Source organism: Nostoc sp. (assembly GCF_036918245.1).
Lineage (GTDB): Bacteria > Cyanobacteriota > Cyanobacteriia > Cyanobacteriales > Nostocaceae > Nostoc.
This window is the reverse complement of sequence record NZ_JBALEF010000051.1, coordinates 1-12,461: the sequence shown is the minus strand read 5'-3', so window position 1 is coordinate 12,461 and position 12,461 is coordinate 1. Positions and strand designations below refer to the sequence as shown.

Here is a 12,461-nt window from a genome sequence, read left to right as displayed (position 1 = left end):
ATCTTTACTGCCAAACATAGATAAGGACAAACAAAATAATCCAGATAACATCGACAAAGTGCCAAAACAATGAAGTTGCATTGACGCCGAAGTGACCTGTATCGTAGTTGCCAGGTAGGAAAGAACGTACCAAAATTATTAACTGCAACAGGATACCTGTAAAAACGTGCAAACCGTGGAAGCCTGTAAGCAGATAGAATGTACTACCAAATACGCCGGAGGTGAAACCAAAGGTGAGACCGTTCCATTCAATCGCTTGGCCAACTAAAAAGTAAGTTCCCATTGCCATTGTTGCCAAGAGAAATAGGCGAAATTTCACTAAGTCATGGCGTTGAAGGGCGCGTTCTGCTAAGTAAATTACAAAGCTACTAGCAACAAGAATTACTGTGTTGATTGCTGGTTCTTTTATTTCTAGTCCAGAAACACCAACTGGTAGCCAGTTAGGTGTTGTTGTTTTGTAGATGGCATATCCAGCGAAAAAACTCAAGAAAATGACGCTTTCTGACAGGAGGAAGACAATGAAGCCAAACATTTTGTTGCCTTCTTCGTCATGGCTGTGTTCTGCGCTTGTATGGGGCAATTCGTGGGAATTGATATAGCTGTCCATTTTGGTTTTTGAGGGGGAATTTGAAACGCAAAGGAACGCGGAGGGAAGCGCAGAGGTACGCGGAGGGTTTTTGCGTCTTCCCGATGTTTGGCGTTATTCTGGGAGGTTGGATGTTAAGGGTTCTGATTTGCCGTAGCCGTAGGGTTCGGAGATGATGATGGGAGTTTCTTCAAAGTTTTCTACTGGGGGGGGTGAAGAAACTAACCACTCTAGTCCAATTGCCCGCCAAGGGTTAGCGGGTGCTTTCTCGCCTTGCATCCAAGAAATCACCATGTTGAAAATGAAGGGCAAGGTGGACATTCCCAAGAGAAATCCGCCGAGGCTAGCGATGATATTCCAGAATTGATACTCTGGGGCGTAGGAAGCAACTCGGCGTAACATTCCTTGCAATCCTAATGGGTGCATGGGCAAAAAGTTGAGGTTGGTGCCGATGAAGGCTAACCAGAAGTGGATTTTACCCCAGCTTTCGGAGTACATCCGCCCGGTCATTTTGGGGAACCAATGATAGATGGCAGCAAATAAGCCCATCGTCACGGTGCCGTAGAGAACGTAGTGGAAGTGTCCCACCACAAAGTAGGTATTGTTAACGTGGACATCAACCGGCACGGAGGAAAGCATGATGCCTGTGATGCCTGCGAAGACAAACATGATTAATCCGCCCAAGGCAAACAGCATGGGGGTATTTAGCCGCAGTTTACCGCCCCAAATAGTTGCTACCCAGGCAAATACTTTAATTCCCGTGGGGACAGATACAAACATCGTTGTCAGCATGAAAATCAACCGCATCCATCCTGATGTACCACTGACGTACATGTGGTGTACCCAAACAATGCCGCTCACTCCTGCAATCAAGATGGATGAAATAGCAACTACTTTGTAACCAAATAGAGGTTTACGTGAATAAACTGGGAAGATTTCTGAGAAAATCGCAAAGACGGGCAAAATAATCACGTAAACGGCGGGGTGGGAATAGAACCAGAAGTAATGCTGGAACATAACTGGATTCCCACCCTTGGCGGGGTCGAAAAAGGCGGTGCCAACCGTGAGGTCGAGTAGGAGCATCACCGCGCCGGCTGTCAGTGCAGGTAATCCGAATAGTTGGATAATCTGGGCGCTAAACACTCCCCAGACAAACAAGGGCATTCTGAAGAAGCCCATTCCTGGGGCCCGCATCTTGACAATTGTGGTGACAAAGTTCACTGCCCCCATAATTGAAGATACGCCGGATATTGCCACCGCTAAGAGCCAGAGAACTTGACCATTAATTAAGTTGCCTGTGGGATTCTGGAGACTAACTGGCGGGTAAGACCACCAGCCAGCTTGGGCTGGGCCACCAGGGACGAAGAAGCTACCCATCATCAAAATCCCAACTACTGGTACCATCCAAAAGGCAACAGCGTTGAGGCGGGGAAATGCCATATCTCGCGCCCCAATCATCAGGGGTACTAGATAGTTGGCAAAACCAACCAACGAGGGAAATGTCCACAAAAACAGCATCACAGTGCCGTGCATAGTGAACATACCGTTGTAGACAGTGCGATCGACTAAATCTGATTCGGGTGTCATCAGTTCTCCCCGCATCACCATCGCAAAGATACCGCCGACGAGAAAGAAGAAGAAGGAGGTAACGAGATACTGGATACCAATAACTTTATGGTCAGTACTAAAGCTGAAGTATTCTTTCCAGTTACTCGGAGATTCGTGGTTAGGCTTCTCATTCGGGAGAAGGATACCTTCAATAGGAACATTAGTCATGGTTACTTTCCTTTCAACCAGGTGAATTGACTAGAGGAGGTGCAGCAGGTGGAACTGTGACCCAACCAGTTTGGACTGATTGATTGGATGTTTGAGTATACTCAGAAGCTGCCTGATTATTTGCTAGGGATGGCTTTTGGGTTGCAGCTTGTGCCAGCCACTGCTGATAATCTTCAGGGGATTCGACGACTACATTCGCCTGCATCGTCGCAAAGTATGTACCGCTATATTGGGAATCGGTCAATCGGTATTTGCCGGGGCGGATGGGAGTAAATTCAAAGTCGATCGCATGGTTGGGAATAATATCCTGCTTGAGGCGGAACGCAGGAATATAGAAGCCGTGGAGAACGTCTTGTGATTTTAGCGCTAAACGTATCCGGCGATCGCTCGGTAAATGCAATTCGGTACTAGTAACATCTCTTTCGGGATAGTGAAAAACCCACGCCCACTGTTTAGCTAGTACGTCGATTTTTTCTACCGATTCTGCTAAGGCGTTAGCTGGGGCATCTTTTGGATCTGCATGAGCCGATTGCATTCCTAATGGATTATGCAAATGAACTAATTCTGATGGGCCTTGAATTCCCATTTGTTCATAAACTTGGTAGCTGTAGCCTGCAATCCAAAATACCAATAGAATTGGGATTGCTGTCCAGACAACTTCTAGGGTGATATTTCCTTCAATCGGGGGGCCGTCAGTGAAGTCATCTTTGACTGCCCGATGGAAGATTACAGAATACATCAGAGTACTTGTTACTCCCAAGAAGATGAAGGCACCGAGGGTTACTAAGAAGCTAATCAAATCATCAATTAGTAGGGATTCGGCTGCTGCTTGGGGAGGAAGCCAGGAGTAAGCCTGCTTGCCAATCCAGAGACTCATAGAAGTCACTGCGATCGCGCCTGTAAGCAGCGTCAAAATATTTAAAATCTTCTGGATTTTCATGGTCATTAGTTATTGGGCATTGGGCATGGGGTAAATGACTTATTTGAGTGTTGTGTTCAGGTCTTGACCTAATCGCAGCAAACTATCTGCTGTATTGTGTACGCCAAATTCGGTGGCTAGTTGCGCTCCTAGTGTGCCGTGGATGTACATAATGAACATGATTGCTATGCCTGCAAACAGGTAGATCCATTGCACTTCTCTATCTGTCTGTTTATATGGTTGTTTGCCCCAAACGAAGCGTTGCCATCCTCTCCAGATGGTCATGCCAACAATCAACGCTAATAAGAACACACCACCCATACCATGCCAGAGCATAGTTTCCATTGCCTGCAATCCCCAAGCACTCTTCATATCAGCTGGTGGTGTTGCCAATAGCATTTCGTAAAAGCCTGCCCCTACAGTGAAAAATGTAATAATGCTACAAGCTAAAATGTTGTACCAGCCAACATCAAATAAGTTGTCACGTTCCACGGTAATTGCCAAAAATTTGAAAACCCATTTTTCAAACGGGAACAGAACACCAACGATATCAAAGGTCATGCCAATGATGAACAAACCTATTGTCAGATGGACTAAGTTGGGATGAATGGGAATTGTGTAAGGTAATCCGTTTGCGCCTAGAGAGCCGCTCAATTGGTCAATCAATTCTGAGTTCATCGCAACAAACCATCCTTTACTGCTTCCACAACTGGCACGGTATGCAATCCATATACCCAAACAAGCTCATCTCCGAGATATACCTGCAAGCCAACTATCAGACTTAAAACTAGTCCGGCTCCCAAATAATAAATCGATACTTTTTGCGGATTACGGGCACGAATTACATAGCGCCAAGCTGTAATCGCTGTGATAATTCCTGAAAGCGACCAACCAATTAGCGTATGTAAATTCAGCACCGATTTCGCTAGGCTGTAAGGCTGTGCTAATCCCGCTTCAAACTGACCAAAAATAATCGCGACGAAGATGGCGATCGTGGCAACCAACATATTCCACCAACTCACCTCAAAAAGACCGGATTTACCAGTAAAATAGCCAATTACATCGCAGAAAAAGGAAAACAACACCATTGCAATTACGAAGTGGACAACGATGGGATGAACCGTATCTGGATAGGGCAAATTGTGGTCGTTCAAGGATGTCAAATACTCAATCATCGTCTTCTCCTGGACATATCTACCGCACTTTGCTCAATAAATTTTGGATTTTGGATTGGCGATCGCGCAGTCTTAGCAAGCGTCTTTTAGATTTATTCCGTCCCAGACGAGATATAAACTAGAAGACCTAACCAAAAATCTAAAATCGCTAGTCAAACTTCAATAATTGATGGACACTCACTAACATCACCACAAGTATCCATCCATAATTGACCGGATTCTGTTCAATATCTGCGCGGTTCAATACGCTTAATCATGTCTTAGCTTTTTATAGCCAAATCTGGTTAAATTGCCTACATAGAATAATTTTGGTTTTGATTCATTTCCTTATGCCAATAGTCTGTAACAGCAATTCTTGGTGTAGCTAAATAAAATCGCTGTCATTTGTTGATTTGCTTAATCTATCTTTTAGCTTAAGTAAATTTTTATGAATTGTCAAAACAATAAATATTAAACTTTTAAAAGTTAGTTATCTAACAAAAAAATATTTTTAGAATGTATTTATTTTTGCATTATTTAAAATACAAAAAACTCCAAATATAAGATTTGTCTGTAAGGTATTTCACAATAATAAAATATTGGTTTGTGATGCAAACAACAAAAATATTTGAACCACTTAAAAACTACCGTAAAATGAGAAAAGGAAGGAATCAAGGCAAATCCAGGTTAAGTCAGAACCCAGAAATACAGTTTATTGCAACAGGTTCGCTTTTTTTTCTCTAATATTATTTTCATAATTCTTTCACTCTTGTCTTACTTCTGCTAAAGTGAGACAAAAGTGAGAAGATTATGAAATTGCTCTAATGAAATTTAATATCAATAAGTTTCAGATGCAACTACCGCAGTACGGACAAAAATTGGTTGTAGCGTCCGGGCTGCTATTGGGGCTATGTTTGGCTGGGTGTAGCCCGTCAGCCTCCAATTCTCAACCACAGTTAAGTCCAAACTCAGCCACAACTACCACCACCAATCTAGATAAAAAAGGTAAAAAAGTAGTTCTTACCACCTTTACAGTCATTGCAGATATGGCGCAAAACGTGGCGGGAGACAAGGTGATTGTTGAATCTCTCACCAAACCAGGGGCGGAAATTCATGGTTACGAACCAACTCCTAGCGATTTGGTGAAGGCGCAAAAAGCAGACCTAATTTTGAATAATGGTCTTAATTTAGAGCGTTGGGCACAGAAATTGTATAATAGCGTCCCTAATGTACCTCATGTTACTCTAAGTGAGGGAATTAAACCTGTAGAAATTACGGAGGATGCCTACAAAGGCAAACCTAATCCCCATGCTTGGATGTCACCACAAAATGCCTTGATCTACGTAGATAATATTCGCAAGGCATTAGTTAATTTAGACTCAGTGAATGCAGAGACTTATAATACCAATGCCAAAGTATACAGCCAAAAAATTAAAGAAGTTGATGAGAAACTACGAAAAAGTGTGTCGGTAGTTCCAGCAGACAAGCGCTACATGGTAAGCTGTGAAGGCGCGTTCTCATACGTCACCCGCGATTATGGCTTGAAAGAAGCTTATCTCTGGGCAGTCAACTCTGAACAGCAAGCTACTCCCAAACAGCTAGAAAAAGTCATTGATATAGTTAAAAAAAATAAAATACCTGTAGTTTTCTGTGAAAGTACAGTAAACGATGGAGCGCAACGTCAGGTAGCTAGAGAATCAGGTGCAAGGTTTGGTGGAGTGTTTTATGTTGATTCCCTGTCTCCAGCAAACGGGCCAGCACCAACTTATCTCAAGTTGCTAGAACTTAATATTACTACTCTAACTCAGGGATTAGAGGAAAAGTGAGCAAGTATGTAAGAATAAATTTAATTATTTAAAATTAGCCTGTAGTAAGGACTTTAGTTCTGTTTTGTTATCTGGAAAACATTACGTGTTCGCAAAAATGCTGGAGTCACTCACTACAAACTAATGATTAATCTTAGAGGTGAATTTTAGTGAAATCTATTAGTATTGATGTCGAAAATCTGACAGTTGCTTACCACGGCAAAGTTGCTTTACATGGTGCTTTTTTGCGAATTCAAGCAGGTTCAATTAGTGGTTTAGTGGGGATGAATGGTAGTGGTAAATCAACCCTATTTAAAGCGATTATGGGTTTTTTGAAGCCAGTTACAGGACGGGTTTTGATTAATGGCTTACCGATAAAAACTGTACAGAAAAAAAGCTTGGTCGCTTATGTACCACAATCAGAAGAAGTGGACTGGAATTTCCCAGTAAGTGTCCATGATGTAGTGATGATGGGGCGCTATGGATACATGAATATACTGCGAATTCCGTCGGCGAAAGATCGAAGTGTTGTGAAAGAGAGTTTGGAGAGAGTACAAATGTGGTCAATGCGCGATCGCCAAATAGGAGAACTCTCTGGTGGACAGAAAAAACGTGCCTTTCTCGCCCGTGCTTTAGCACAACAGGGAACAGTTTTGCTATTAGATGAACCTTTCACCGGGGTAGATATCAAAACAGAAAAAGCGATGATTGACTTATTGCTGGAATTGCGAGAAGAAGGTCATACAATTTTGATTTCTACCCATGACTTAGCTTCTATCACTACTTTCTGCGACCAAGTAGTACTCATTAACCGTACTATTTTAGCTTATGGAAATACATCTGAAGTCTTCACAGAAGAGAATCTCTCTCGGACTTTTGGTGGTTCTCTTGGAGATTTCTCTTTCAGCAAAAGTCAGATTATCCGTGGAAAGAAAAGTGAATCTGATTAATTACTAATTAATATTATTAAAAATATGAATACTCTCGCATTCCTAGATTGGTTAACCACACCCCTACAGCATGAATTCATGGTAAAGGCAATTTGTGTAAGTGCCTTGGTTGGGGTGGTCTGTTCTGTTTTATCTTGTTTTATGACCCTCAAAGGTTGGGCATTAATGGGAGATGCTGTTTCCCATGCGGTAATGCCTGGGGTAGTAATAGCTTATGTTTTAAATATCCCTTTTGCTGTAGGCGCTTTTGTCTTTGGAGTGGGTTCAGTTATTGCAATCGGTTATATCAAAGCGAAGACGAGAATTAAGGAAGATACTGTCATCGGACTTGTATTTACAGGATTTTTCGCTTTGGGTTTGGTACTAGTTTCCAAAACTCCAAGCAGCGTAGACTTGACGCACATTTTGTTTGGGAATGTTTTGGGTATTTCTAATGAAGACATTATCCAAACAGTGATTATTAGCGTAATTACTTTAGTAACAATAGCTATTTTACGCAAAGACCTACTATTATTTTGTTTTGACCCCACTCATGCACGTTCCATCGGCTTGAATACAGGAGTGCTACACTATATCTTACTATCATTACTATCGCTAACTGCTGTCGCCGGACTCCAGACAGTAGGAATTATTCTGGTTGTAGCGATGTTAGTTACTCCGGGAGCAACGGCTTATTTATTAACAGACCGTTTCGACCACATGATACTAATTGCAATGGCATCGGGCGTATTTTCTAGTGTTATGGGGACTTACATCAGCTATCATATCGATGGTGCAACAGGGGGTTGCATCGTGGTGTTGCAAACCTTGTTGTTTGTCATAGCAATGATTTTTGCACCTAAACATGGGTTACTGGTGAAAGCAAAGAAGCAAGAAAACACTGACTGATTCAGTATGAAAGAGCCTCTGCTAGTTACTTAACCCACATTCTCCAGGTGTGAGGGCGAAATAAGTGTCGTTTAAAATTGTGGTAATTGGTACTTCTTTAGGCGGATTATCAGCATTGAAAATTGTCCTGGGTAATTTACCAGCAGATTTCCCTGTACCGATCGCGATCGTGCAACACCGTCATAAAGAGTCTAGCAACACACTCCAGGATTTATTACAAGAATCCAGTTTGTTGAAAATTCGAGAAGTGGAGGACAAGGACGAAATACTACCGGGACATATCTACATAGCCCCAGCAGATTATCATTTACTGGTTGAACCAGGTCACTTTGCTCTTTCGACTGATCAGCCTGTTTCTTATGCTAGACCATCTATTGATGTGCTGTTTGAGTCGGCAGCCGATGTCTACACAGAGGAAGTTATTGGTGTAATATTGACAGGAGCAAACCAAGATGGCATGCAAGGTCTTAAGAAAATAAAAGCGCGGGGAGGAATTACCATTGTACAAGAACCTGCCACAGCTGAAAGCGACATTATGCCAGAGGCAGCAATTTCTGCTGTTGAAGTAGACTGGATTTTGACACTCTCAAACATTGCTTCCCAAATGGTCAAGCTTTGTCAATTATCACAGAAATAAACCGATGCAGATGGAACCCAAAGTCAACATCCTCCTAGTAGATGATAAACTAGAAAATTTGCTGGCACTAGAGGCAATCCTAGAAAAACTAGGGGAAAATCTTGTAAAAGCTACTTCTGGGGAAGAAGCTTTGAGGTGTCTGCTGCATCAAGACTTTGCGGTGATTTTGCTGGATGTGCAAATGCCAGGGATGGATGGCTTTGAAACTGCTACTTTAATTCGCAATCGGGGGCGATCGCGCCATACTCCAATTATCTTTCTCACCGCCTTTAGTACCAGCGACCAAATGCTGTTTAAAGGCTATGCTTTGGGTGCTGTTGATTATCTGCTCAAACCACTAGACCCCAATATCTTGACTTCTAAAGTCACAGTATTTGTAGAACTATTTAAGAAAACAGAAGCTATCAAGCAACAAACAGCGCAACTGGTAGCTGTAAATACCGAACTCAGGCAAAGTGAAGAACGATTCCGATCGCTAAGTACCTGCTCACCCGTTGGCATTTTTGAAACTGATACCGAAGGTGACTGTAAATATACTAATCCCCGCTATCAGGCAATTTGTGGCTTGAAAGCGTCAGAGAGTTTAGAAAAGAGATGGCTGGAATCTGTTCATCCAGAAGACAAAGAACGAGCGATCGCTAGTTGGTCTGCTTACATTTGTGAAGGTCGGGAATACTCAGAAGAATTTCGCTTTCAAGCTGCTCACGGTAACATTCGTTGGGTTCAAGTTCGCTCATCACCGATGCTTTCTAGTCAAGGAGACTTGTTGGGTTATGTAGGCACTCTTGAAGATATTACCGAACGCAAGCAAGCAGAAGAAGTCCGCGCTCAAGTGATTCGCGAACAAACGGCAAGACAGGAAGCAGAAGCTGCGAATCGGATGAAAGATGAGTTTCTAGCTGTTCTCTCCCACGAACTCCGCACGCCTCTAACCTCAATGCTCGGCTGGTCAAAAATCCTCCGCACCAAGAAACTTGACGAAAAAGCCACTTCCCGCGCTTTGGAGGCGATCGAACGCAACGCCATATCTCAAATGCAACTAATTGAGGATATCTTGGACGTATCGCGGATTATCCGTGGTCAGTTGCGGTTAAACGTATCGGCAGTGAATCTAATCTCGGTGATGGAGGCAGCTTTAGAGGCAGTGCGTCCCCTAGCAGAGCCAAAAGATATTCAATTAAATACTGTGCTGGATACTTCGATCGGGTCAGTCTATGGCGATCCAGCCCGTTTACAGCAAATTGTCTGGAACCTACTAACTAATGCAATAAAGTTTACCCCTAAAGGTGGTAGGGTAGAAGTCAGGCTGTCAAAGCATTTTGGATTGCCGATTTCAGACTTTCCTGCGGAACGCTACGCGAACGGTGTGAGCGCTACTTCCACAAGGCTCAGTACAACCGAGTCGAACGATTTTAGATTTGAATCTCATAGTGAAAATTTAGACTCTTCAAACACTGAAGAAAGCAATAATCTAAAATCTGTCTTGGAAAATTCTGATGGTCGGGAGCCGAGTCTTAAACTTTCCGCAAAATCTCAAAATTCAAAATCTCAGTACGCCCAAATTAAAGTTATCGATACAGGCATTGGTATCAGTTCCGAGTTTTTACCCAAAGTATTTGAGCGTTTTCGGCAAGCAGACAGCACCACGACGCGATCGCACAATGGATTAGGACTAGGATTAGCGATCGTCCGTCATCTAGTAGAACTACACAAGGGGACAATTTTTGCCCAAAGTTTAGGCACTGGGCAAGGAGCAACCTTTACTGTAAGACTACCACTCTTACAAGACAATAGGAGAAATAGAGAAGCAACAGGAAAAATTTCCTCCTCTGTAGCATCTACGCCCCTTGCTGGATTAAGAGTTTTAGTTGTAGATGATGAAACAGATACCCGTAACTTTCTCAGTTTTATGTTTGAGGAGTATGGGGCTTTTGCTACTGCGGTAGGATCAGTTGATGAAGCCCTAGTAGTACTTGAACAAGCAAAACCAGATATCCTGATTAGCGACATCGGTATGTCAGAGCAAGATGGTTATACATTAATTAGGAAACTGCGATCTTTAGAACCAGAAAAAGGCGGACGCATCCCCGCGATCGCTTTAACAGCATACACGCGAGAGGAAGACCGCTTGGAAGCGCTAAGAGCAGGGTTTCAGCAGCATTTATCTAAGCCAATTGACCCCAATAAGTTGATTTCTGCGGTTGTCAATGTATTAGAACTGCCTATTGAAGTTCCAGTCAGTTGATTTGGAGTGGGGAGTGGGGAGTGGGGAAAGCAGGGGGGCAGGGGAGCAGAGGAGCAGGAGAGCAGAGGAGAAGTTACAGTAGTTTTCCCCTCTGTTCCCCCACACCTCTGCCTCTTATGCCCAATGCCCAATCGCCCAATCCCAATTAAGACGAAGTTAGGGCATGTTTTTTGAGTTCGTCTAGAGAAACCACTTCCAAAGCTCTAGCATGGGTTGCTGAAAGTATTACGGGTGGAGCAACACCAGCTTCTAGAGCTTCTTGCCAGCGAGAAGCACACAAACACCAGCGATCGCCAGGCTTCAATCCAGGAAAATTAAAATCAGGAGCAGCTGTGCTGAGATCGTTCCCCTGCGATTTGGTGAACTCCAGGAATTCTGATGTCACTTGGGCACATACGACATGCGACCCGAAATCTTGACCACCTGTACGACAAAAACCGTCGCGGTAAAACCCAGTCACGGGAGAAGTACAGCAAACCTCTAGGTTTCCATCGATTACATTTTTAGCGTCTGTCATCGTTAATTCGTTGTACTTGATTTTTCCACTTGATATAAGTTTATATTTATTGTCAATTCCCTGGTTGAATTAAAATCGTTATCTTTAATTAATTCCCAAATGCAGGGAATTTTAAAATTACTTATCTCAAAATCGCTAAAAATAAATTTCTCAGCAGAATATTTAAGAGCGATCGCTCTCAGTTTAAATAAAAACCCCTGGCTAACTACCAGGGGTAATGCAAGTCAGTACTTTCGCATGGAATGTATCCTACTTCAATACCATAGCAACCCTCTAATTTACAGATATGCCATTTTGCCAAACCAAAAAAAGCCCTCAGTAGTAAGCTGAGGGTTAATTTTTTTAGAATAGCGGTAATATACAAAGCTATTATTCCCAGATAAATAAGCAAATAATTAATTTGGTGTAATACAGGAGCCAGTCTTTACAAATCGAAGTGGCTTTTGACCATCAGAATTTCTTGTTCCCTTTTCTACGAAAGGCTGTGCGAACAGAGTGTTACTCCCGTTGAGTAATCGTAGACATAAATCAGACACCGATTCTAAAGAGCTAACCAAATATGTGATATCACTTTGGCGTATTCTTGTCTCGTTGTTTGCTTTTAAATAAGCAAACCTAATAACGTACATCAGGTTTACTGTAGTAATAAAACTTGATTAAAAATTGTAAAGCAGTATAAAGTAGTTTCACAGGCAAAGACTTTACCGCCTGATTCATAAATAACCGCAATCATAAAACCATGACAACAACCTTACAACGTCGCGAAAGCGCCAACGTATGGGATAGATTTTGCGAATGGATCACCAGCACCAACAACCGGATCTACATCGGTTGGTTCGGTGTAGTAATGATTCCAACCTTGCTAGCGGCTACCGCTTGCTTCGTAATTGCCTTCATCGCTGCTCCCCCAGTAGACATCGATGGTATCCGTGAACCTGTTGCAGGTTCCTTGATTTACGGAAACAACATCATCTCTGGTGCAGT

Annotated in this window: 12 protein-coding genes and 1 pseudogene; 7 read left to right on the top strand and 6 right to left on the bottom strand. The window is 42.7% G+C overall.

The window, feature by feature from the left end:
• Positions 1-4: 4 nt before the first annotated feature.
• From V7L12_RS13740 to V7L12_RS13720, 5 genes are all read right to left on the bottom strand, one after another.
• The gene (locus V7L12_RS13740) at positions 5-607 is read right to left on the bottom strand and encodes a cytochrome c oxidase subunit 3 (RefSeq protein WP_335084800.1); all 603 of its coding nucleotides are present in this window, start codon (positions 605-607) and stop codon (positions 5-7) included.
• A 93-nt stretch (positions 608-700) separates the two neighbouring features.
• Entirely contained in the window at positions 701-2,362 is a 1,662-nt protein-coding gene (ctaD, locus tag V7L12_RS13735; RefSeq protein WP_335084798.1) for a cytochrome c oxidase subunit I, read from the bottom strand.
• Between the two features lie 13 nt (positions 2,363-2,375).
• Positions 2,376-3,302 (bottom strand): cytochrome c oxidase subunit II, encoded by a 927-nt coding sequence (locus V7L12_RS13730; protein ID WP_335084822.1) that lies wholly within the window; start codon positions 3,300-3,302, stop codon positions 2,376-2,378.
• Between the two features lie 39 nt (positions 3,303-3,341).
• Entirely contained in the window at positions 3,342-3,959 is a 618-nt protein-coding gene (locus V7L12_RS13725; protein WP_335084820.1) for a DUF2231 domain-containing protein, read from the bottom strand.
• Positions 3,956-4,456: a DUF2231 domain-containing protein gene (locus V7L12_RS13720; RefSeq protein WP_335084796.1), complete on the bottom strand. Its 501-nt coding sequence runs from the start codon at positions 4,454-4,456 to the stop codon at positions 3,956-3,958. Before V7L12_RS13720 ends, V7L12_RS13725 begins: the two co-directional genes overlap by 4 nt.
• On the opposite strand from V7L12_RS13720, the gene V7L12_RS13715 reads away from it, so the two are divergent.
• The 6 genes from V7L12_RS13715 (at position 4,438) to V7L12_RS13690 (ending at position 10,960) form a co-directional block, all read left to right on the top strand.
• On the top strand, positions 4,438-4,578 hold the full coding sequence (locus V7L12_RS13715) for a hypothetical protein (protein WP_335084794.1): 141 nt from the start codon (positions 4,438-4,440) through the stop codon (positions 4,576-4,578). The two genes, V7L12_RS13720 and V7L12_RS13715, sit on opposite strands and share 19 nt — an antisense overlap.
• Before the next feature lie 681 nt (positions 4,579-5,259).
• The gene (locus tag V7L12_RS13710) at positions 5,260-6,261 is read left to right on the top strand and encodes a metal ABC transporter substrate-binding protein (protein ID WP_335084792.1); all 1,002 of its coding nucleotides are present in this window, start codon (positions 5,260-5,262) and stop codon (positions 6,259-6,261) included.
• Positions 6,262-6,410: 149 nt separating this feature from the next.
• Positions 6,411-7,190 (top strand): metal ABC transporter ATP-binding protein, encoded by a 780-nt coding sequence (locus V7L12_RS13705; RefSeq protein ID WP_335084790.1) that lies wholly within the window; start codon positions 6,411-6,413, stop codon positions 7,188-7,190.
• Positions 7,191-7,214: 24 nt separating this feature from the next.
• Positions 7,215-8,078, top strand: a complete 864-nt coding sequence (locus V7L12_RS13700; RefSeq protein WP_335084788.1) for a metal ABC transporter permease — start codon at positions 7,215-7,217, stop codon at positions 8,076-8,078.
• A gap of 64 nt (positions 8,079-8,142) precedes the next feature.
• The gene (locus tag V7L12_RS13695; RefSeq protein ID WP_335084786.1) at positions 8,143-8,715 is read left to right on the top strand and encodes a chemotaxis protein CheB; all 573 of its coding nucleotides are present in this window, start codon (positions 8,143-8,145) and stop codon (positions 8,713-8,715) included.
• Positions 8,716-8,719: 4 nt separating this feature from the next.
• A complete protein-coding gene (locus tag V7L12_RS13690; protein WP_335084784.1) occupies positions 8,720-10,960 on the top strand; it encodes a hybrid sensor histidine kinase/response regulator in 2,241 nt (746 codons plus the stop codon).
• A gap of 145 nt (positions 10,961-11,105) precedes the next feature.
• Here V7L12_RS13690 and V7L12_RS13685 read toward each other — a convergent pair whose 3' ends face one another.
• Positions 11,106-11,477 carry a DUF2237 family protein gene (locus V7L12_RS13685; protein WP_334824163.1) on the bottom strand — a complete coding sequence of 124 codons (372 nt, stop codon included), beginning with the start codon at positions 11,475-11,477 and terminating at the stop codon, positions 11,106-11,108.
• Between the two features lie 739 nt (positions 11,478-12,216).
• Between V7L12_RS13685 and V7L12_RS13680 the strand changes: the two are divergent.
• Positions 12,217-12,461: pseudogene (locus tag V7L12_RS13680) on the top strand (photosystem II q(b) protein); the annotation flags it as partial.

Bases quoted from the DNA above. Each gene is read 5' to 3' on its own strand.
- V7L12_RS13740 (WP_335084800.1), bottom strand. From the start codon at position 607: ATGGACAGCTATATCAATTCCCACGAATTGCCCCATACAAGCGCAGAA.
- ctaD (WP_335084798.1), bottom strand. From the start codon at position 2,362: ATGACTAATGTTCCTATTGAAGGTATCCTTCTCCCGAATGAGAAGCCT.
- V7L12_RS13730 (WP_335084822.1), bottom strand. From the start codon at position 3,302: ATGAAAATCCAGAAGATTTTAAATATTTTGACGCTGCTTACAGGCGCG.
- V7L12_RS13725 (WP_335084820.1), bottom strand. From the start codon at position 3,959: ATGAACTCAGAATTGATTGACCAATTGAGCGGCTCTCTAGGCGCAAAC.
- V7L12_RS13715 (WP_335084794.1), top strand. From the start codon at position 4,438: ATGTCAAATACTCAATCATCGTCTTCTCCTGGACATATCTACCGCACT.
- V7L12_RS13720 (WP_335084796.1), bottom strand. From the start codon at position 4,456: ATGATTGAGTATTTGACATCCTTGAACGACCACAATTTGCCCTATCCA.
- V7L12_RS13710 (WP_335084792.1), top strand. From the start codon at position 5,260: ATGAAATTTAATATCAATAAGTTTCAGATGCAACTACCGCAGTACGGA.
- V7L12_RS13700 (WP_335084788.1), top strand. From the start codon at position 7,215: ATGAATACTCTCGCATTCCTAGATTGGTTAACCACACCCCTACAGCAT.
- V7L12_RS13690 (WP_335084784.1), top strand. From the start codon at position 8,720: ATGCAGATGGAACCCAAAGTCAACATCCTCCTAGTAGATGATAAACTA.
- V7L12_RS13685 (WP_334824163.1), bottom strand. From the start codon at position 11,477: ATGACAGACGCTAAAAATGTAATCGATGGAAACCTAGAGGTTTGCTGT.